This is a genomic window from Pseudoalteromonas sp. 2CM28B (genome assembly GCF_023161935.1).
Map to the genome: position 1 here is coordinate 360,171 of NZ_JALNTH010000003.1, position 21,089 is coordinate 381,259.

Annotated in this window: 20 protein-coding genes; 4 read left to right on the plus strand and 16 right to left on the minus strand. The window is 41.4% G+C overall.

Annotated elements, in window-relative coordinates; all coding sequences use genetic code 11:
* Positions 1-15 precede the first annotated feature (15 nt).
* Together MTN96_RS06275 and MTN96_RS06280 are read left to right on the plus strand one after the other, a co-directional pair.
* Positions 16-567 (plus strand): hypothetical protein, encoded by a 552-nt coding sequence (locus MTN96_RS06275; RefSeq protein ID WP_248451170.1) that lies wholly within the window; start codon positions 16-18, stop codon positions 565-567.
* A 96-nt stretch (positions 568-663) separates the two neighbouring features.
* Positions 664-1,971 carry an O-antigen ligase family protein gene (locus MTN96_RS06280; RefSeq protein WP_248530982.1) on the plus strand — a complete coding sequence of 436 codons (1,308 nt, stop codon included), beginning with the start codon at positions 664-666 and terminating at the stop codon, positions 1,969-1,971.
* Between the two features lie 507 nt (positions 1,972-2,478).
* Here the strand turns inward: MTN96_RS06280 and MTN96_RS06285 are convergent.
* From MTN96_RS06285 to yceD, 14 genes are all read right to left on the minus strand, one after another.
* On the minus strand, positions 2,479-4,338 hold the full coding sequence (locus MTN96_RS06285; RefSeq protein ID WP_248530984.1) for an alkaline phosphatase D family protein: 1,860 nt from the start codon (positions 4,336-4,338) through the stop codon (positions 2,479-2,481).
* A gap of 3 nt (positions 4,339-4,341) precedes the next feature.
* A complete protein-coding gene (locus MTN96_RS06290; RefSeq protein WP_248530985.1) occupies positions 4,342-5,121 on the minus strand; it encodes a YchF/TatD family DNA exonuclease in 780 nt (259 codons plus the stop codon).
* 352 nt (positions 5,122-5,473) lie between these two features.
* Complete coding sequence (locus tag MTN96_RS06295; protein WP_004587696.1) at positions 5,474-5,800, minus strand: PilZ domain-containing protein; 327 nt, start codon at positions 5,798-5,800, stop codon at positions 5,474-5,476.
* 11 nt (positions 5,801-5,811) lie between these two features.
* Positions 5,812-6,726, minus strand: a complete 915-nt coding sequence (locus MTN96_RS06300; RefSeq protein WP_248530986.1) for a DNA polymerase III subunit — start codon at positions 6,724-6,726, stop codon at positions 5,812-5,814.
* A 1-nt stretch (position 6,727) separates the two neighbouring features.
* Positions 6,728-7,354, minus strand: coding sequence for a dTMP kinase (gene tmk / locus MTN96_RS06305; protein ID WP_004587694.1), 627 nt, complete (start codon positions 7,352-7,354; stop codon positions 6,728-6,730).
* A 7-nt stretch (positions 7,355-7,361) separates the two neighbouring features.
* Positions 7,362-8,348, minus strand: a complete 987-nt coding sequence (gene mltG / locus MTN96_RS06310) for an endolytic transglycosylase MltG (RefSeq protein WP_004587693.1) — start codon at positions 8,346-8,348, stop codon at positions 7,362-7,364.
* Positions 8,342-9,145: an aminodeoxychorismate lyase gene (gene pabC, locus MTN96_RS06315; RefSeq protein ID WP_248530987.1), complete on the minus strand. Its 804-nt coding sequence runs from the start codon at positions 9,143-9,145 to the stop codon at positions 8,342-8,344. Before pabC ends, mltG begins: the two co-directional genes overlap by 7 nt.
* 73 nt (positions 9,146-9,218) lie before the next feature.
* Positions 9,219-10,457, minus strand: coding sequence for a beta-ketoacyl-ACP synthase II (gene fabF, locus MTN96_RS06320; protein ID WP_004587691.1), 1,239 nt, complete (start codon positions 10,455-10,457; stop codon positions 9,219-9,221).
* Positions 10,458-10,729: 272 nt separating this feature from the next.
* The gene (gene acpP / locus MTN96_RS06325) at positions 10,730-10,966 is read right to left on the minus strand and encodes an acyl carrier protein (protein ID WP_004587690.1); all 237 of its coding nucleotides are present in this window, start codon (positions 10,964-10,966) and stop codon (positions 10,730-10,732) included.
* A gap of 250 nt (positions 10,967-11,216) precedes the next feature.
* Complete coding sequence (gene fabG / locus MTN96_RS06330; protein WP_004587689.1) at positions 11,217-11,963, minus strand: 3-oxoacyl-ACP reductase FabG; 747 nt, start codon at positions 11,961-11,963, stop codon at positions 11,217-11,219.
* A gap of 11 nt (positions 11,964-11,974) precedes the next feature.
* Complete coding sequence (gene fabD / locus MTN96_RS06335; RefSeq protein ID WP_054982359.1) at positions 11,975-12,901, minus strand: ACP S-malonyltransferase; 927 nt, start codon at positions 12,899-12,901, stop codon at positions 11,975-11,977.
* 53 nt (positions 12,902-12,954) lie between these two features.
* Positions 12,955-13,992 carry a phosphate acyltransferase PlsX gene (gene plsX / locus MTN96_RS06340; protein ID WP_004587687.1) on the minus strand — a complete coding sequence of 346 codons (1,038 nt, stop codon included), beginning with the start codon at positions 13,990-13,992 and terminating at the stop codon, positions 12,955-12,957.
* An 11-nt stretch (positions 13,993-14,003) separates the two neighbouring features.
* Entirely contained in the window at positions 14,004-14,174 is a 171-nt protein-coding gene (rpmF, locus tag MTN96_RS06345) for a 50S ribosomal protein L32 (protein WP_004587686.1), read from the minus strand.
* A gap of 10 nt (positions 14,175-14,184) precedes the next feature.
* Entirely contained in the window at positions 14,185-14,709 is a 525-nt protein-coding gene (gene yceD, locus MTN96_RS06350; protein WP_055253203.1) for a 23S rRNA accumulation protein YceD, read from the minus strand.
* A 131-nt stretch (positions 14,710-14,840) separates the two neighbouring features.
* Between yceD and MTN96_RS06355 the strand changes: the two genes are divergently transcribed.
* Complete coding sequence (locus MTN96_RS06355; protein WP_055253202.1) at positions 14,841-15,434, plus strand: nucleoside triphosphate pyrophosphatase; 594 nt, start codon at positions 14,841-14,843, stop codon at positions 15,432-15,434.
* Here the strand turns inward: MTN96_RS06355 and MTN96_RS06360 are convergent.
* Both MTN96_RS06360 and rluC read right to left on the minus strand, forming a co-directional pair.
* Positions 15,431-16,090, minus strand: coding sequence for an HAD-IA family hydrolase (locus MTN96_RS06360; RefSeq protein ID WP_055253201.1), 660 nt, complete (start codon positions 16,088-16,090; stop codon positions 15,431-15,433). The genes MTN96_RS06355 and MTN96_RS06360 overlap by 4 nt on opposite strands.
* A complete protein-coding gene (gene rluC / locus MTN96_RS06365; RefSeq protein WP_004587682.1) occupies positions 16,090-17,049 on the minus strand; it encodes a 23S rRNA pseudouridine(955/2504/2580) synthase RluC in 960 nt (319 codons plus the stop codon). The genes MTN96_RS06360 and rluC overlap by 1 nt, the downstream gene beginning before the upstream one ends.
* A 756-nt stretch (positions 17,050-17,805) precedes the next feature.
* On the opposite strand from rluC, the gene rne reads away from it, so the two are divergent.
* Positions 17,806-21,036: a ribonuclease E gene (rne, locus tag MTN96_RS06370; RefSeq protein ID WP_248530989.1), complete on the plus strand. Its 3,231-nt coding sequence runs from the start codon at positions 17,806-17,808 to the stop codon at positions 21,034-21,036.
* The last annotated feature ends 53 nt before the right edge of the window (positions 21,037-21,089 follow it).

Here is a 21,089-nt window from a genome sequence, read left to right on the forward strand (position 1 = left end):
TAAAAGAGGCTCAAAATGAGATCACTTATACTTGCTAGCTTGATTGTTGGCACCTCAAGTTTTGTTACACTTCCAGTTTATGCTCAAGCAGACAACGATGTAGTTGTGCAAACTGGTAACCTAGATACTTTAATTAGTATTTTGAACAACGCCACAGCAGAAACTCCATCGGATGAGTTGCAACAAAACTTAGTAACTGCAATTGAGCAACTTTGCCAAAATACCGGACCAATTGATTTAGATTCTCCTATCGCTAATGGAACGTGTTCTGCTGAGCAGCTTGATATAATTATGAATGCAGTTATTGCAGCCATTGGCGCAGATAGCCCGTTTATTTCTGATTTTTTAGCGGCCTTAGTTACTGCAGGCGTTAATAGCGATGCAGTAACGCTTGCTGCAATAACAGCTGGAGTTGATGCAACTATTGCGTCAGAAGCAACAGCAGCTGGTCCTACAGAGCCTACCGCCCCAGCTGGCCCTGTAATTGTAACCTTGCCTACAACAACCGTTCCTCAAGGCGCAGGTGGTACCGGTGGTGACGCTGGTATTTCTGAAGTTGGCAACTAAATTATAATTAGTTTTATAATACAAACGCAGCCTAATGGCTGCGTTTTTACTTTAAACACTATTGCTTAACTATTAGCTCGTTTTTTTGAGAAAGCTGTGAATCGTTTTATATTTTTTTTGCTGTGTGCAATTGTTTTTTTGCTGCCCCTTCCTTTAGGTAGCTACCGACCCTGGGCCATTATGGCAATGGGTATTTTAATTTGTAAAACCTTTGTTTTTCACCTGATTAATAGCGCTGTAAATAACCAAACGTTGTACCCTCCTCGCTATTCTTTACCCATTATTTCTGCTTTATTATTAGTATGCGCTATGTGTACTTTGCAATTTTTTACTGTGAGTTTAGACCCCTTTCAAACAAAACAAATGCTGTTAAAAACGAGCTTTATGGTTTGCTTTTGTTGGCTTATATTTATTTATTGCAATAATAGTGAGCGTATAAAAAAGCTTATTTATACCATTATTGCAGCGGGTGTTTTTCAGGCTTTGTATGCAACTTACCTAAATTTGTCACCTGATATTCTCAGCCCTATTTTTGGATATAGGCACACGCAACGCGCCATAGGTACGTTTACTTACTCTAACTTTTTAGCTAACTATTTAGCGCTATGTTTATGTTTGGGTATTGGTGTATTAGTGAGTGAATTAAAGCGAGGTAATCATGCAAGTGACCTTACATTTAAACAAACTTTGCGCGCCTGGACAGAGATTTTATTAAGCTCAAAAATAATTTTGCGTATATCGTTAATTATTATAATTATTGCGCTAATTTTAACGCGCAGTCGAATGGGTAATTCAGCCTTTTTTATAGCACTGATGGCTGTTAGCTTGTTGGCTTTGTTTGTTTACAATAAAAAACCTAAAGCGTTTAAGTTACTTATTATTAGTTTTTTTATAATTGATTTGATCATTATTGGTGCAATATTTGATGTAGAAAAAGTAAAGCAACGTATAAGCGAAACCAGTATTCAATCTGAAACACGTGATGAAGTAGTTCGTGATTCACTCCCGTTAATACTCGACAAGCCTTTATTGGGTTCAGGTGGCGGTACGTTTTATACAGCCTTCCCTGCGTATCAATCTGAGCCATATTCTGGCTATTACGATAATGCTCATAACGACTATATTCAATTTGCTGTAGAGCTAGGCATTCCCGTAACATCAGCTTTAGGAGCGCTTATTTTATATTGCTTATGGTTATGTATTCAAACCATGCGAAAACGCAAAACAGCGTTATTTCAGGGCGTGGCTTTTGGGTGTGCTATCGCTATTGTAGATATGCTGTTGCATTCTTCGGTAGATTATTCGCTCCAAGCAGGCGCTAACTCAATGTTGTTTATGGCTATATTATGTTTGGCGATTTTAAGTAATAAAATAGTTGTTAAGCAAGGGCGTGATTTTAAATAGCTATTCTTAAAAATATTTGCACAAAGAGGTTTAGAGACGCTCCGCTTTAGAGTAGTGATAAATAAAATGCCAGGATTGGTTATGTCTTTTCATTTACTTCTCTTTGTGCAATTGAACTTAGTTATTTTTCACAAAGAGGTTTTGAGACGCTCCACTGTAGAGCAGTGATAAATAAAATGCCAGGATTGGTTATGTCTTTTCATTTACTTCTCTTTGTGCAATTGAACTTAGTTATTTTTCACAAAGAGGTTTTGAGACGCTCCACTGTAGAGCAGTGATAAATAAGATGTCTGGATTGGTTATGTCTTCACATTTACTCCTTATTTTCTTCCCTTTGTGCAATTAGCTTAAGTTACTTTTTCACAAAGAGGTTTAGAGACGCTACGCTTATGAGTCGTAATAAACAAAGTAAAATGTCTGGATTGGTTGTGTCTTCTCATTTACTCCTCATTCGCTTCTCTTTTTGCAATTAAAGGTTTTAATTCACTCAACAAGTTTTTCGCGGCTTTACTGCTCTTCTAAATCAAACTCGGTGGTGTGGCCGTCGCCGTGGATTAGTTGATAACGCGCTAAATCTCCTTGCTCAAGCGTAATTAAGCTAATGGCGGAGTCGCTTACTAGGTACTTTTGGCCTTCACCTTTGGTTTGGTGTTTATCTACTTCCATGTGCCAGCGTTTGGTGAAAAAGTTAAGCGGGCTTTTGGGGCCGTATAATATTGAGTCGAGCTTATCGAGTACATTAATTAGCTTACGCGGAAATTCATTTTTAATACCACTGGCGGTGAGCTGCCATATGCGGTTTGGGTGATCGCCAAAGCGTTTTTGCACCGAAAAACAAAAAGAATAATGCACATCACCCGATAAAATAAGCGTTTCATTGGGTGTGTCTGTACGCCTAAAGGTATCAAGCAGTTTTTTGGCCGAGCCTTCGTGTGCCATCCAGTTTTCTACATCAACCATAAGCGGCTGGCCGCACATATTAAACGCCGCCTGTATTGCTTCTATTGATTTAACGCCAAACACAGGCGCTGGCGATACAATAATTACTTTGCTGTGGCTCAGTAGGCTTTCTTCAAGCTCTGTTAAGCGCTCCCAATCAAGTAAGCCTGAGGGTTCATTAAAGTTACTTTCGTTACGCCAGCGGTGCGTGCGGGTATCAAGCACAACTACTTTAGGCGTGGTGGTAAGCTCATAATGCCAATAGTTAAATTCGTTCAGAGGCTTATCAAAGGCTTTAAACTGCCAAATATTATTGGCGCTACGGCTTTGTTTAAAATCATCTATAAGCGCGCCGGTTTTATGTAGCGCATCGTTACCGAGCCCTTGAAATAGCCAATAGCTTATTAGCCCATTATTAATGATGCGTTTACTACTTGGGTTTTGATTTATAGCTTGCTCCCACCCTGCTGTTAAGTTCCAATCATCGGTAACATCGTGATCATCAAACATCATCAAGGTAGATACATTAGCAAATAAACGCTCTACGCTATTTAAGCCTTTTGCGTAGTCAATTAACGCCTTTTTTTCGGCGTTAAAAATGGTGTTATTTTTTTCATTGCCTTGTGTGTAATGGCTATTTTTAATATCAACGCATTGCCACGCGGCGGCACTAAAGTTAAGTAAATACAGCGCTATAAATTCTTCAAAGTGAATTAAGTGATTATGCGCTTTTACGCTAGAAAAATGAGGCTCGTCTTTTTTTAGCCAGTACCCAACGCCCAGTTTTGAACGTTTTTGCCATGGCGTTTTAGGTAAGTAATGATGGCGGTCAAAAAGCTGCTCATTTATATCTGCTGGTAAATTGAGCTCAAGCGGTTGCTCTTTATAAAGTCCTAATGCATCTATTAGCTGATGAATAGCCAGTAGCATAGGGCCGGCTACATCATCGGCGTAAACTTGGTCTCCGCTAAGGAGTAAAAGCTGTGCGCCCTGCAGTTTATTACTGCGCTGGGTATTTTGCCATTCACTTGCTGATACTAAGCTGTCTTTTGCGGGGTGATGGGCGTTGCGACACGAGCCATGTAAAATATGAGTAAGCTTATTGGCAATTGCAAATGAAGGCGCCGTTTGCCCTTCAAAGCACCATGGAGTTAAGTCAATTTTTTGCTCGTTAATATGCAGTGTATACGCTAATAATGTGTCGAGCGGAAACTGGCTATCAACGGGTTTTATAATTATAAAATGCAGGTAAAGGTATTTACCTAATGCAATGCTTTGCTGCTCGCTGTAGCTTTGTTGGTTTTCAAGTGTGATTTGGCAGTTGCCAGGGCGTGAAGTAGCAAACTGTATACATATACCACTTTGCTCAGCTCGGCGCACTATAGGCCCCATTAGTAAAAGTGGGAGTTGCGCCGATTGAGTAGTCATGTGTTAGCCTTTTGCTGCTAATTTAAAAAGTGAATAAAAGTTATCAGTCGTTGCTTTTGCAAGCTCGTTAAAGCTAATACCTTTAAGCTCACTAATATAGTAGGCAACATCTTCTACATACGCAGGCTGATTTGTTTTTCCACGGTACGGCACAGGTGCTAAATAAGGCGAGTCTGTTTCGATGAGTAATCTATCGAGTGGGATTTGTTTTACAACTTCTTTAAGCTCTACGGCATTTTTAAAGGTAACAATGCCTGAAATAGAGATATAAAACCCCATATCAATCGCTTTTTTGGCCATATCCCAATCTTCGGTAAAACAGTGCAGTACGCCACCGCAGTTTTCTGCTTTGTGCTCACGCAATAAGTTAATGGTATCGGCTCTGGCGTCACGGGTATGAATAATCAGTGGCTTTTGTAATTCGTTTGCCACTTCAATATGGCCAACAAAACTGGCTTGTTGTACTGCGTGCGTGTCTTTTGAATAATAGTAATCTAGGCCTGTTTCGCCAATCGCGACTACTTTTTCATGCGATGCTAAATCAATGAGTTGCTGTTTATTAAGGGCATCTTTTTGATCAAGCGGATGCACGCCACACGATGCCGATACATCGTCGTAATGTTTAATTTTTTCAAGCATGCTTGGGAATTGATCAAGCGTTACACTTACACACAAAAAGTGCTCTACTTGCTTTGCACGGGCGTTGTCGAGTACTTGATCTAGGTTTAAATCTAGTTTGTCAAAATCAAGACGATCTAAATGGCAATGAGAATCTACAATCACTATACGGCCTGTATGGTTTTGGGTGTTAAATTATACTAACCTGCAAAATACTTAGTTATACCAATTTGCAATAATACCTAATCATTTTGCGAAGCTAAACGTGTCGCTGCCTGCGATAAAAAATTTTCATTTACGACTGCATGAATGCAGAGCAATTGCCGAGCATAACTAAATAGCGAATTTTTTACCTAGCTATCAACACGTTTTTCCAGCCTAAAAGTAAATCACTCAAGTAAGCGAATGGGTATTAAACGAGTTGGAATAAGCAAGTTAGTATTGCAAGCTAACGAGAGATAAGCGCTCGCTAACCGGCTGCTTTATGCATATCACTATTAAGCAAATGCGTTTAAAACTACATGGTATATGTAGGATTACCAGAGTTTAACATAGTGCCTAATAGCTTTTCGATTTTAGCGTTTAAATTTGTTTTATCATCTAAAAAGCTAATGCCTATACCTGGTGGATTAGAGCTTTGTGCGCCTTGTGGTGTTATCCACGCAACTTTACCCGTTACCACGTCATCTTCTAGCGCATCAGGTAAGGTAACTCTAAGCGCTAAAGAGTAACCTATTTCGTAACGCATATTGGTACGTACAAATAGGCCGCCCTTTTTTAAATAAGGCATGTAGCAGCGATAAAGTTCGTCAAGGTTATCTACATCAACTAAAAGCTCTTGCATATGTATTCCTATTAAATGTTACGCAGGGCATGCGCTAAACGCGACACTGCTAGAGGTAAATTAAGCCCTAGTACCTCTGTGCTATTTTGTAAAAATTCATTCAACGTTTGCTGAGCACTTTGGTAGGCGTCAAAACTTAAACCCATTATAAGCTGCTGTTTTAATTGCTCGCTTAAAAATAATGTAAAAATGCGTATTAGCTCAGGTTGTTTGTTTATAATATTTACAAGCGGACTAAAATTATGGCTTTGTTTAAACTCAGTTGCAAATTTATATAAAGTATCAATGTGTTGCAGCTGCTCTTGCGCTTGCCACTGTTTAATTAAAAGTGGTTGCGTATAAAATAAAGGCAGCCACACATAGTCACTAATATTTAAATCGGCTACCCAGGTTTTAGCCGCTTCTGGGTTTGCGACTTTAATGTCTGTTTTGGCACAGCGGCTTAAAATGGTGGCAGGTAACTGCGCAGTGTGGCTTGTGGTTAAAATTAAAAAGCGGCTATTGCTAGGCTCTTCTAAGGTTTTTAATAACGCGTTTGCTGCTGCCGTGGTCATTTTTTCGCAGTTTTCAATAATGGCCACTTTATTGCCATTTTGCGCAGCGGAGTGGTTCATAAAATCGCTTATCGCACGAATATCGTCAACACCAATGCTTTGCCCTTCAACTTGCGTTAGCCGTTTATCAGGGTGGTTACCCGCAAGTGTCAATGAGCAACTTTTACACTGCCCGCACGGGGCTAACTTGCTACCTTCGTTTTGCATGTGGGTATTAATATTTTGACATAATAAGCTATTAGCTAATTGCTCGCTTAGCTCAAACTTACCAACGCCTTTTGGCCCGCATAACAACTGTGCATGATGAAAACGCTGCGCTTTATAACTTTGCGCAAGCTGTTGTTCTACGTTATTAAGCCATGGCAATGCCATGTTATTTTAACCCTTCAAAAAAAGTGCGTAGTACATTGGTTATATCGCGGTGTACTTTATCAATACTTTGGTTGGCATCTACGGTTTTTATTGAGCTATCGTCATTTGCCAGCTCAACATAACGCATGCGCGTGCGCTGAAAAAACTCAATGGCTTCTTGCTCAATTCTATCAAGCTCTCCACGGCCTTTAGCACGCTCAAGGCCTATTACGGGGTCTATGTCTAGGTATATGGTTAAATCAGGTTTTAACCCTTTTAATACCATAGACGACAAAGACGATAAGGTATTAGCGCTTATGCCGCGCCCGCCACCTTGATACGCTTGAGATGATAAATCGTGGCGATCTGCTAATACCCACTGCCCTTTATCAAGCGCCGGATTAATTACATTATGCATAAGCTGCGAGCGAGCTGCGTACATAATAAGTAGTTCGGTTTCAAAGGCTATGTCTTCTTCATGCTCGGCTTTTACTAAAGTACGTAAAGACTCGGCAAGGGGTGTCCCACCGGGCTCGCGTACGTTAATAAAGTCTATTTGTTTTTTATTTAAAAAGTCTTGGCATAACGAAATAGCCGTTGATTTACCTGCGCCTTCAAGGCCTTCAATAACAATAAATTTTGGTTTCATATAAAGTTTAATTCGTTTTATTTAATATATACGTTTTAACTGCCGCGTTGTGTTGCTTTAACGTGGTTGAAAATTGGTGACTGCCATCGCCCTTCGCCACAAAATAAACATACTGTGTTTTAGGCGGATTAAGCGCTGCTAAAATAGCCGCTTTTGAGGGCATGGCAATGGGTGTTGGCGGCAGCCCTTTAATGCGATACGTATTATAGGGTGTGTAATCGCGTAAATCTTTTCGTTTAATGTCACCGTCAAAACTCTCTCCTAGGCCATATATTACGGTGGGATCGGTTTGTAGGCGCATATTTGCGTTTAATCTATTTATAAAAACGGCGGCTATTAATGGGCGCTCGCTGGCAAGGCCTGTTTCTTTTTCGATAATAGAGGCCATGATCAGTGCATCATATGCGTTTTTATACGGTAGGTTTTCTGCACGTTGTGGCCATGCTTGCTCAAGTGTTTGCTGCATTTTAACGGCCGCACGTTTTAATAAACTACTGGCAGTATCACCGCTGTGATAATGATATGTATCTGGAAACAGCCACCCTTCTAAATGGCCTTTTTCACCTACTATTTGCTGCGCCAGTTGCTCTGTATTTAAGTTATTAGTTAAATGCGGCGCACTACTAATGGCTGCTATCACTTCGCGTAAGTTTTGCCCTTCGATAATAGTAAAGCTAAAACTGATTTGCTCACCGTTGTTTATTTTTTTTATATTATTAATAACGCTTGTATTCGTTAGCTCGTACAAGCCGGCTTTTAAGTCGGTTAGTGTTGGGTCAAGCTTTGCAATTACTTGGTAACGCCAGCAGCTTTTTAACCAATTATTAGCTTGCCATTGTTTACATAGCTGGTTAAAGCCCATGCCTTTTTTAACTTCAAACTGGGTAGGCGTTGTTATATTTAGCGGGCTAGTTATTGTTGCTTGTAATTGCTGATACCCTACTAGCGTTGTAACTAAAGCTAACAATAATACCGATAAAATAACTTTTAACACTTAGCCTCCTTGGCTAATAATTCATTTAATAAACACATGCTTTGCTCAACATTAAATGTATGTTGTTCTATACGATTAACGGGCACAGCGCCCATTAAGCTATTACAAATAAATACAGCACTAGCTTGGGTTAATTCATTTAGGCTTACTTGCTTAAATTCAACCGCTAATTTATCACATAACGATTGCAGATAAACCCCTTTAATACCGCATTGCTCAAGGCTTGGCGTATATACCTTATTATCACTAATAGCAAAAATATTAGCTGCCGAGGCTTCAATCACATTGTTTTGATGATCGAGTACTAAAACATCGTCACATTGCTGTTTTGCCATGGCGTTTTTAATCAGCACTTGTTCTAGTCGGTTAAGTGTTTTTAAACCAGCTAATAAAGGTTGGGCTGCTAATTTTATTGGGCTTAGGGCTAAACTCACCCCTGTTTTAGTTAATGCTGGGTAGCTTTGAGGAAACTCTAACACGGTAATTAAAATGGTTAAATGGGTGTGTTGCGGCAATCCATAGCCCCGCCCACCTTCTCCGCGGGTGATCACTATTTTAATCACATTTAATTGGCAGCCAGTAATCGCTTTTGCAATATGTTGCTCAAGCTCAGTAAAGTTAGTAGCAGGAAACGCTAAGCGCTCTGCGCATTCTACCAAACGTGCTTTATGGTACTGCCAATGCTCTACTTGCCCAGCAATTACTTTGGCTGTGGTAAAAAAACCATCACCGTAGTTAAGGCCTCTATCGCGTGTATTAATCGAACTTGTATCATCGGTTGTTATTATTGTTTGCATATTGAATGGCTTGCATAAAAAAAGCCCAGTTAAACAACTGAGCTCTTATAATGTGGTTCGTTGTTAAAAAGGATTATACCTTTTTAAATAGCAACGAGCCATTAGTCCCACCAAAACCAAATGAGTTACACAGTGCAAAGTCGAGTTTTGCATCACGTGCAGTGTGGGCTATGTAATCTAAGTCACAGCCTTCATCTGGGTTGTCTAGGTTAATGGTGGGCGATACTTTTTGATCGGCCAGCGATAAAATAGAAATAATAGACTCTACAGAACCCGCTGCACCTAATAGGTGTCCCATCATCGATTTAGACGAGCCTACCATTACATCTTGCGCTGCACTGCCAAAAATAGTTTTAACAGCTTGCGTTTCGGCTTTGTCGCCTGCATTAGTAGATGTACCGTGTGCGTTAATGTAACCAACTTGGTCTGCATTTACTTGTGCATCGTTTAATGCATTTTGCATAGCAAGTGCCGCACCTGCACCGTCTTCCGGTGGCGAAGTCATGTGATACGCATCACCGCTCATACCAAAGCCAACAAGCTCAGCATAAATTTTAGCGCCACGTGCTTTAGCGTGTTCATACTCTTCTACTACAACAACACCTGCACCATCAGATAGTACAAAACCATCGCGGTCTTTGTCCCACGGACGCGACGCAGCTTGTGGGTCGTCGTTACGGGTAGAAAGCGCACGTGCAGCATTAAAGCCACCCATACCAATAGGTGTACAGGCTTTTTCTGCGCCACCGGCAACCATCGCATCGGCATCGCCGTAAGCAATCATACGCGCTGCATGGCCAATATTGTGCAGGCCTGTAGTACATGCCGTCACAATAGAAATATTAGGACCACGTAAACCATGCATCATTGATAAATGGCCCGAAATCATATTAATAATGGTTGATGGCACATAAAATGGAGAAAGCTTACGTGGGCCACTGTTAAGTAGCTTTATGTGGTTTTCTTCAATTAGGGTTAATCCACCAATGCCTGAACCTACAGCAACACCAATACGTGTTGCGTTTTGTTCAGTAACTTCAAGGCCTGAGTCTTGAAAGGCTTGAACACCCGCTGCAATGCCGTACTGAATAAATAAGTCCATTTTTTTAGTATCTTTCGCCGACATGTATGCAGTTGCATCAAAGTCATTTATGAGTCCAGCGAATTTAGTACCAAATTTTGATGTATCAAAGTGGGTTATATTTTGTATACCACTTTTACCATCTAATAAGCCTTGCCAGGTAGATTGCACATCATTACCTAGCGGCGTCAACATTCCTAAGCCAGTTACGACGACTCGACGTTTAGCCACGGTTTGCCTCCAATAAGGGATATTTAAACCAATTGATTAAAATAGTATTATTTTAGTAAGCCGTTTAACTCACTAAGTTTAAATCTATTGGCATTACAAAGGGAATTCATACCCAAGCGACCTCAAAGTGCGAGTCTCAAATTCAACTAAAGATGTGCTATTACAAATGAATGCAGTAGAGAGTAAAAGCGGGTGAATTTGAATCATGAACTTTGAGGTGGTTTGGATATATAGATTAAAGGCAGCGAATGCTGCCTTTAATCTGCGATTAATTACTCAGCGTGAGCTGATACGTAATCGATTGCAGATTGTACTGTAGTGATCTTTTCAGCTTCTTCATCTGGGATCTCAGTATCAAACTCTTCTTCAAGAGCCATAACTAGTTCAACAGTATCAAGAGAATCTGCACCTAGGTCGTCTACGAAAGAAGCTTCGTTTTTAACTTCTTCTTCTTTAACACCTAGCTGTTCGATGATAATTTTTTTTACGCGTTCTTGGATATCGCTCATTCTTCTTTCCTTTATTAAAAACGCCAATGCGTTATTTTCAGATTGCGGCGTAGTTTACGCCGCATAATTCTCTGATTCAATGATTTGACCATAAATAATTGTCTGGTCAAACCTCTGAGTGTTTGTTTTGTCTTTTATCGCTTATTTTCACAGCGATTTCAAGTATGTTTAAAGCAAGATCATAAAAATTTCAATGTTTTTGAGGTCACTTACTTAAGTTATTTTTAGCATTTACTTTTAACAATGGCGGTTAAACCATGTACATCGCGCCATTTACATGCAAAGTCTCGCCAGATACATACGCAGCCGCGTCAGATGCTAAATAACACACTGCCGCTGCTATTTCATCAGGCTGACCTAATCGACCTGCTGGTACATTAGCAAGGGTGGCCGCTTTTTGATCTTCTGTTAGCTCATCGGTCATATCAGTTTGAATAAAACCAGGGGCTACTACATTTACTGTTATGCCGCGTGATGCAACTTCGCGTGCAAGCGATTTAGAAAAGCCAATAACACCCGCTTTAGCCGCCGCGTAGTTAGCTTGCCCTGCATTACCCATAGTGCCCACAACTGAGCCAATATTAATAATACGGCCGTTCTTTTTCTTCATCATTGGGCGTAATACCGCTTTAGATAAACGGAAGATAGAGCTTAAGTTAGTGTCGATAATATCGTCCCACTCACCGTCTTTCATACGCATTAATAAATTATCACGGGTAATACCTGCGTTATTTACAAGTACGTCAACATCGCCTAAGTCGGCTTTTATTGCTGCTAATGTAGCCTCAATCGATGCAGGATCGGTTACGTTTAAAGCATAACCCTTACCGTTATCACCTAAGTAATCGCTAATTTTAGCCGCGCCTGACTCACTCGTAGCAGTACCTGCTACTTTTGCGCCTTGGGCTACTAAAGTGTTTGCAATTGCTTTACCAATACCACGGCTTGCGCCAGTAATTAGGACAACTTTGCCCTCTAATGAAAATAAATTAGTCATTTTATATTCTCTTATTTTGCAGCGTCGATAGCAGCAGCGTCATTTACTGAGCCACATACCATTGCTTTATCAATTCGTTTTGCAAGGCCAGTTAATACTTTACCTGGGCCAAATTCGTAGCTTTGCGTAATACCTTGAGCAACTAAAGCCTGTACTGTTTCTGTCCAACGAACTGGGCTGTATAGTTGACGTACCAATGCATCTTTAATTGCATCAGCCGAGCTTTGTGCTTTTACATCAACATTATTAATTACATCACACTTAGGTGTATTAAATGTTAAAGCGGCTAAATCGTTGGCAAGTTTTTCAGCCGCTGGTTTCATTAGTTCACAATGTGAAGGCACGCTCACACTCAGTGGTAAGGCACGTTTTGCGCCGGCATCTTTACACGCTTGTGAAGCTCTATCAACAGCAGCTTTATGCCCTGCAATAACCACTTGCCCTGGTGAGTTATAATTTACCGGTGAAACAACTTCGCCTTGTGCAGACTCTTCACATGCTGTTTTTATTTGCTCATCGCCTAAACCAATAATGGCAGCCATAGAGCCTACGCCCGCAGGCACAGCTTCTTGCATGTATAAGCCACGGTTTTCAACAAGTTTTACCGCTTCACCTAGGCTAATAACCTCACTACATACTAATGCAGAGTATTCACCTAAGCTGTGACCAGCCATAACCACATCCACATCTGGGTTTGCAGCTAACCAGTGGCGGTAAATTGCCACGCTTGCTGTTAATAAAGCAGGTTGAGTGCGGTGAGTTTGATTAAGTTCTTCTTCTGGGCCATTTAGTACAAGCGCTGCTAAATCGTAGCCAAGTGCGCTTGACGCTTCGCTAAAGGTTGCTTTTACAATGTCAGAGCTCTCTAGTAGCTCGCTTAACATGCCAACGCTTTGTGAGCCCTGACCAGGAAATAGAAGTGCAATTTTTTGTGCCATACTTTGCTCTTTTTAATTAAACAAAAATTTAGTGTAACTACGGCACCTAAACGTTATTCGGCCGCCGAGTTTTTAGAATGTGTTTTTTCGAAAATAGCGGCTATTTTATCTGGAAGTTGACGTTCAACCTCTTTTACCGCTTCATCGATTGCAGCTTGAAATGCTTTTGCTGATGCATTTCCATGGCTTTTAACGACAATACCGCGCAATCCTACCAGAGAAGCACCGTTATACTGGTCGGGGTTCACCCGATTATAGAGTTTTTTTATGATAGGACTTAAAATAAACGCCATGCATTTGTAAATTAAGTGCTTTTCTAAGGCGCTTGTAAACTTTTTCATGATCAGTTTAGCAATACCTTCGCAGGTTTTTAATGCAACGTTTCCGACAAACCCTTCACACACAATGACATCGGCTTTCCCCGAAAAAATATCACTGCCTTCACTGTAACCCGTGTAATTAATATAAGGGCTTTGCTGCATAAGCTGCGCTGCTTGCTTTATGCCTTCATGGCCTTTTATGTCTTCAGAGCCAATATTAAGTAAACTCACTTTTGGGTTATCGCAGCCAAGTGCTTGGCCTGCTACTACCGAGCCCATAATGCCAAATTGATAAAGTATTTCTGAATCACAATGCACATTAGCGCCTAAATCAAGCAGATAAACTGGATTTTTTCGCTCTGTAGGAACGGCCGATATTAATGCGGGGCGTTTAACGCCAGGCAGCATTTTTAATACGTAATGAGCCATAAAAAATAAAGCGCCGGTGTTACCCGAGCTTACACAGGCTTGTGCTTCACCCGATTTAACTAAATCAAGGGCGACACGCATAGAGGAGTCTTTTTTAGAACGCACAGCTAAAGCGGGTTCGCAGGCATTAGTGACAACTTCGCTGCAATGGCGAATAATTAAACGTGGGTGTGAAAGCGAATCGAGGGATTCTAATTGATTAGTAATTACTTGCTCGTTGCCACATAAAATGAGTGTTAAATTGGCATGAGCATTTACTGCGCAAACGGCAGCGGGGATAGATGAACGGGGGCCATAATCGCCCCCCATCATATCTAACGCTATGGTTAGATTAGTCAGCATAAAGCAATCTCTTAGTTAGAAATTACTTGAACGCCTTTGTAGTAACCGTCAGCAGTTACATGGTGACGACGATGAGTCTCACCTGAAGTTTGGTCAACTGTTAAAGTTGGACCGTTGATCGCATCGTGTGAACGGCGCATGCCGCGTCTTGCACGAGACTTTTTGCTTTTTTGTACAGCCATTAGTCTTCTCCTAAGAATCTTTCTTAAGTTGTTTCAAAATATCAAATGGATTTGGTTTATCATCTTCCGCCTTTAGTACACCAAAGCTAGCAGGCTTTGATGAGTAATTGCACGAAGCTTCGTTGTGTGTAGGCACTAATGGCACTGCTAAAATTAGCTCGTCTTCGATTAACTCAAACACGTTAATTTCACCGTTTTCATCAAGCGCTACTTCATCGTAGACTTCAGGAAGATCATCTGACTCAGCATCCAAACCAACAGGCGAATACATAAAGTCTTGATCCAAATCCAACCCTAAATCATCATTACAACGCTGACAAGTTACAGTTACGTGTGTAGACAAATTGCCAGTAATCACAACTAAACCTTGCTCATCGGTTTTGCACTGAATTTTTACCGCTATTTCACCTACTTCTTCCTGTACAACACCTCGTAAACGAGCAAGTTTTTCAAGCGGTACAATACCATCGTAAGTTAAACGGTGTTGCGCTGCTTTCCCAGGATGAAGAGTGATGGGAATTTTTACCTTTTGCATAGGGGCTGCATCATATAGATAGTTAATTGGTTAGTCAAAGCAAAAAAGCATTTTTACATGGTTTTTCACGTGTTTTCATTACGGATCTGATTTATCCTAACTCAAACTAATTTTAATTAGGATAATAATTTATGAAGCACCCGCTTATATTAGCGTCAAGCTCGCCATTTAGGCAGTCTTTATTGCAAAAATTTAATCTGCCATTTAGTACTTTTTCGCCTGATATTGACGAAACCGCCATACCAAACGAACCCCCTGAGCAACTTGTTAAGCGCCTAAGCGAGCGCAAAGCGCGTGCCGCTTGCGATCATTTTGTTAAAGGCCTTGCAATCGGCTCCGACCAAGTGGCCGTATTTGATGGGCAAATACTTGGTAAACCTCATAATAAAGAAAACGCCATAAAGCAGCTTTCTTTGTTTAGCGGCCAAACTGTCACGTTTTTAACAGGCCTGTGTGTTTACGATATTGCTAGCGATAAAGCAAAAACGTTAATAGAGCCTTTTGAGGTAGTATTTAGAGCACTCACCAAAGAGCAAATAGAAGCCTACTGCGATGCAGAGCAGCCATATAACTGTGCTGGGAGCTTTAAAAGTGAAGGATTAGGGATTTGCTTATTTGAAAAATTAAACGGAGACGATCCTAATAGCTTAATAGGCTTGCCTCTTATTAAACTCAGCCAGCTATTGGCTGAGTTTAATCTCGACATACTCGCCGCTCAACCTTAGCCAAGTAGTATGCGTTGCAGCTGCTGGTAATTATCAACGGTTGCAACGGGGCTAAACTCACTTAGCTGCGCTGCACTGTGTACGCCCATGGTAACGCCAATTCTATCTATGTTGGCTGCCTGTGCCATGGCCATATCTATTTTGGTATCCCCAATCATGAGTGCTTCGTCGGCATTTATTGCTAATTCAGCTAATAGTTGTTCAAGCATATCGGGAGAAGGTTTAGAGCGTGCTTCATCACTTGTGCGCGTGGCACTAAAGTAATGCCCTAACTGAGTTTGCTCTAATAAACGCATTAAACCATCACGCCCTTTACCTGTGGCAATCGCTAAAATAACCCCTTGTGCTTTTAACGCACTTAGTACATTTTCTACATTATCAAATACAGGAGTGGCAGTCGTATCAACACGGTATTGCTGTTTATAGCCGTTAATTAATGCGGGATGGTGCGCTACGTCCTCAGGAAATAGCACCTCAATAGCAAGTTCAAGCGACATACCAATAATATTTTTAATTGCAGTGTCGCTCGGCGGCTCAATATTAAGCGCCAGCGCACTGTGACGAATACAATTAACAATTTTGCTAATTGAGTCCATTACAGTGCCATCCCAATCAAAAATAACCAGTTTATATTTTTTTAATACAGCGGTGGTCATTACGCTTTAGCATCTCTTAATTTTAAAATACAACTTTTAAGTGCGTTATCAAGCGGTGCCTCTACACGCATGGTAGTTTCGTTTTTAGGGTGATAAAAGCTTAAATCGTGGGCGTGTAAAAATAAGCGGTTTAAGCCTATTTTGCGCATTGATACATCAAACCCTTGGTCGCCGTATTTATCATCGCATGCAATAGGGTGGCCTTTACACTGTGTATGAACACGAATTTGGTGAGTACGTCCAGTCACAGGTGAGGCTTGCACTAACGAGCACTCGTTAAAACGCTCAAGTACTCTAAAGCGAGTATGTGAAGGTTTACCTTCGTTATTATCTACACGCACCACGCGCTCGCCCGACTTGAGGGTGTTTTTACGCAGCCCTTCAGTTACATTTTTAACCGACGAATCCCACTGCCCTGTTACCAACGCCCAGTAATTTTTTTCCATTGTTTTTTCACGCAGCTGCTCATGCAATGCGGTAAGTACCGAGCGACGCTTTGAAATTAATAAACACCCCGATGTGTCTCTATCAAGCCTATGTACTAGCTCTAAACTGCGCTCATCTGGGCGTAATACGCGTAGTGCTTCTATTAAACCGTAGCTTAAGCCACTGCCGCCATGTACAGCCATACCCGAGGGCTTATTAATTACAATAAGGTATTTGTCTTCAAAGAGTATTGCGTCTTCTAATTGCTTTACTTTATCGAGCTTTTTAGGCACAAACTCTTCGCGCTCTGCTACTTTAATTGGCGGAATACGCACTACATCATCAAGCTGTAATTTGTAAACGGGCTTAATACGCTTTTTATTAACGCGTACCTCGCCTTTGCGTAAAATTTTATAAACAGCGCTTTTAGGCACCCCTTTTAAATGGGTAATAAGAAAGTTATCAATACGCTGACCTAAATGGTCTTCGTTGATTGTGACAAAAGTTACTTGTAAGCCGGTTTTTTCTGACATTGCCTAATCACTGATTTAAGTAAAATAATTTAGTTGCTAACACGGTTATAATAGTGGGATAATCAGCAGCGCAAATATTTAGTATTTGCAAATAACAACGGTGCTTTTTAACACATTAAAACATTCGTGATGCACATTCTGGGTAGCCGATCATACAGATCCGAGTTAAGTTTTCCAAAGCTTTTATGCCTACTCAGTTAACACGTGCGATCAACTAACAGTAATGCGCGTAATATATTACTGGTTAAGTTTGAACATGAATTTACATTTAATGTAAAAATAAAAGCAATGAACAAATAATTTGTTTGATAGTGACGACGTAAAAACGTTGTTCAGCATTTGCTCACACGTAGTACCGTATAGCAGCTTATTTAGAACTAAAAATCTAGCAAATAAGCGTTTATTAACATTCGGCAGCGAACTTTGCTCGCAAGTACTTAGAAAATACTCATCGTATTTAAGTTACTTAACGAGCCCTACGCGCCTAACATAAACGTACTAAAAAGATTGATATGACAGGCCAACTTCTGGGTAAAACTTGTAAAGAGCGTAAGAGCCGACAGTTTTAGCACCATAAAGAATTTAATAACGTAAGCGTACGTTATTGTTAGCCAGCATTTAAAAAATACTGCATACACATTACAGAGCGTTCCGTTACAGACCCAGTCGTGAGGCTGCACATTCTAAAAAAAGGAACAACTGAACAGGCGAACACGTTTCGTCATGTCAGCGACAAAAAATAAGTAGAGTAACAATATGAAACGTATGCTAATCAATGCAACGCAGCAAGAAGAAATGCGCGTAGCACTGGTTGACGGCCAGCGCCTATATGATTTAGATATAGAAAGCCCAGGTCACGAACAGAAAAAAGCCAATATTTATAAAGGCAAAATCACACGCATTGAACCCTCTTTAGAAGCGGCTTTCGTAGATTACGGCGCCGATCGTCATGGTTTCCTTCCTTTAAAAGAAATTGCCCGTACTTACTTCCCACAAGGTTACACTTTTCATGGTCGCCCAAATATTCGCGACGTGATTAAAGAAGGCCAAGAAGTAATTGTACAAGTTGATAAAGAAGAGCGCGGCCAAAAAGGCGCAGCCCTTACTACCTTTATCAGCGTAGCGGGTAGCTACTTAGTGCTAATGCCAAACAACCCTCGTGCAGGCGGTATTTCTCGTCGTATTGAAGGCGATGAGCGTACAGACCTTAAAGAAGCACTTAGCCGATTAGAACTTCCTAAAGGTATGGGCTTAATTGTTCGTACAGCAGGTGTTGGCAAATCGTTTGAAGAATTAAACTACGATTTAAAAGCACTTTTAGTACATTGGGATGCAATTCAACAAGCAGCCGACAGTGCTAAAGCGCCGTTTTTGATTCACCAAGAAAGCAATGTAATTTTCCGCGCTATTCGCGATTATTTACGTCGTGATATTGGTGAAATATTAATTGATAAACCTCGTGTATTTGAAGAAGCTAAAGCGCACATTGAGCGTTTTCGCCCTGACTTTATGAGCCGCGTAAAGCTTTATCAAGGCGACACGCCATTATTTACGCATTACCAAATTGAAAGCCAAATTGAGTCTGCGTTCCAACGTGAAGTACGTTTGCCTTCAGGTGGTTCAATTGTAATTGACCCAACAGAAGCGCTTACCTCTATTGATATCAACTCGTCTAAAGCAACAAAAGGCGGAGATATCGAAGAAACAGCACTGAATACTAACTTAGAAGCGGCTGATGAAATTGCGCGTCAATTACGTCTTCGCGACTTAGGTGGCTTAATTGTTATCGACTTTATCGATATGACACCGCCACGCCATCAGCGTGAAGTAGAAAACCGCTTAAAAGATGCCGCTCGTCCAGATCGTGCGCGTGTACAAATTGGTAAAATTTCGCGCTTTGGTTTACTTGAAATGTCGCGCCAGCGTTTGCGCCCTTCACTAGGTGAAGCAAGCCAAGGCCCATGTCCGCGTTGTAGCGGCCAAGGTACTATTCGTTCTAACGAGTCTATCGCCTTGTCTATTTTGCGTTTAATTGAAGAAGAAGCAATTAAAGACAACACAGCACAAGTAAATGCACAAGTGCCTGTAGCGGTTGCCGCTTATTTATTAAACGAGCAGCGCAGAAGCGTTCATCGTATTGAAAAACATCATAAATGTGATGTGGTTATTATTCCTAATCAACACATGGAAACACCACACTACGAAGTGATGCGTTTACGTAAAGACGAAACACTAGAAACAGTAAGTTACGAGCAAGTAGTTGCACCTGAGCCAGAGTCGTTCGAAATGGCTAAACCAGCAGCTGCGCCTGTTCGTGAAGAGCCGATGCTTAAAGGTGTTGTTATGCCTTCAACGCCAGCGCCACAAGCTAAAGTAGACAAACCAGCAGCGCCTGTTGCTGTACCTAAGGTTGAAGGTGGCCTATTGGCTGCTATTGGTAATTGGTTTAAGTCGTTATTTGCAGGTGAAAGCGAAGAAGAAAAGCAAGCAAAAGAAAAAGCTGAGCAAGAAAAGCAACAGCAAACACGTAATAACAATCGCCGTGGTAACAGTGACAACCGTCGCCGCAATAACAACCAGCGTCGTCGTAATAACTCACGCTCTAAACCTCGTGGTGAACGCCCTACTGAAGAAGAAGTGAAAACTGAGTCTACAGCGAACGAAAGCCAAGAGAAAAACGAGAACCGCAATAAGCGCCGTCGTAATCCTAACTCGCGTAAGCGTAACGATAACCGTAATAACGACAATCGTACCGCCGACAAAGAGCAAGTTAAAACAGACGCAAAAGCGAATGAAACTGAGGCTAAGCAAAGCACTGAGCCTAAAGAGCAGAAGCCAAAAGTTCGCCGTCAACGTCGTAATGTTCGCAAAAAAGTACGTATCCAAGATGAAAATACTGAGCAAGTAAAAGCATCTGATACGACTGAGCAACCGCAGCAAAGCACTGAAACAGCTAAAGTAGAGCAGCCTAAAGAGCAAGCGCCAGCAGCAAAGCAAACTGTAAATGAGCAAAAGTCAGAGCAAACAAAACCTGCACCTGTGAAAGAGCAAGCGCCTAAGGCACAACCTGAGCAAGAAGAAAAGCCAGTAACTACAGCGTCAACTGACGAAGCAAACTCTGAAGATGAGCAAGGGCAAACACGTACGCGTTCACGCCGTTCTCCTCGTCACCTTCGCGCTTCGGGCCAGCGTCGCCGTCGTCCTGAACAAGGTGAAGCTACAGAAGAAAAAGCAGATGAAGCTCCGGCATTTGTGCCAGTAGCAGATCAAGCTGCCGCTGAGTATGAGGCAGAGCTAAAAGCAAAAGCTGAACAGCCAACCTCAAACGATGCATCAGAAAATGTTGAGCAAGCGTTAGCTGTAGAAGACTTAGCTAAAGTTGAAGCTGCTCCTAAAGCAGAGCAACCAACAGCCAATGACGATGCAGTACAAACTGTTGATCCTGAAACAGCTGAAGAGCCAGTTGTTGTTACTGAGCAACCATTAACAACATCTGAGCCTGTGAAATCAGAGCCTGAAGTAGCTGAGCAACCAGCGAAACCTGAGCCTGTTAAAGCAGAGCCTGAAGTAGCTGAACAACCGGCAACACCAGAGCCTGTTAAAGCAGAGCCTGAAGTAGTTGAGCAACCAGCGAAACCTGAGCCTGTTAAAGCAGAGACTGAAGTAGCTGAGCAACCAGCGAAACCTGAGCCTGTTAAAGCAGAGACTGAAGTAGCTGAGCAACCAGCGAAACCTGAGCCTGTTAAAGCAGAGACTGAAGTAGCTGAGCAAAAAGATGCCAATGCAAAAACGGTTATTAGCAAAGGGGCGGCAAGCGCACCTATGGCTCAACCGACACCAGTTGCTGATAGCGACGTAAAGCATACCTCAGTTGCCATGGCACACGATAAACGTGAGTTAGTTCCTGATAGTGGCTTACGCGCAGGGTCAATTAAACCTGCAGGTCGTGCTAGTTCAGACATGACTAAAACAATGAGCGCTGAGTAATCCTTAGCCTCATTAAAAAGCCGCGCTATGTAAAATAGCGCGGCTTTTTTGTT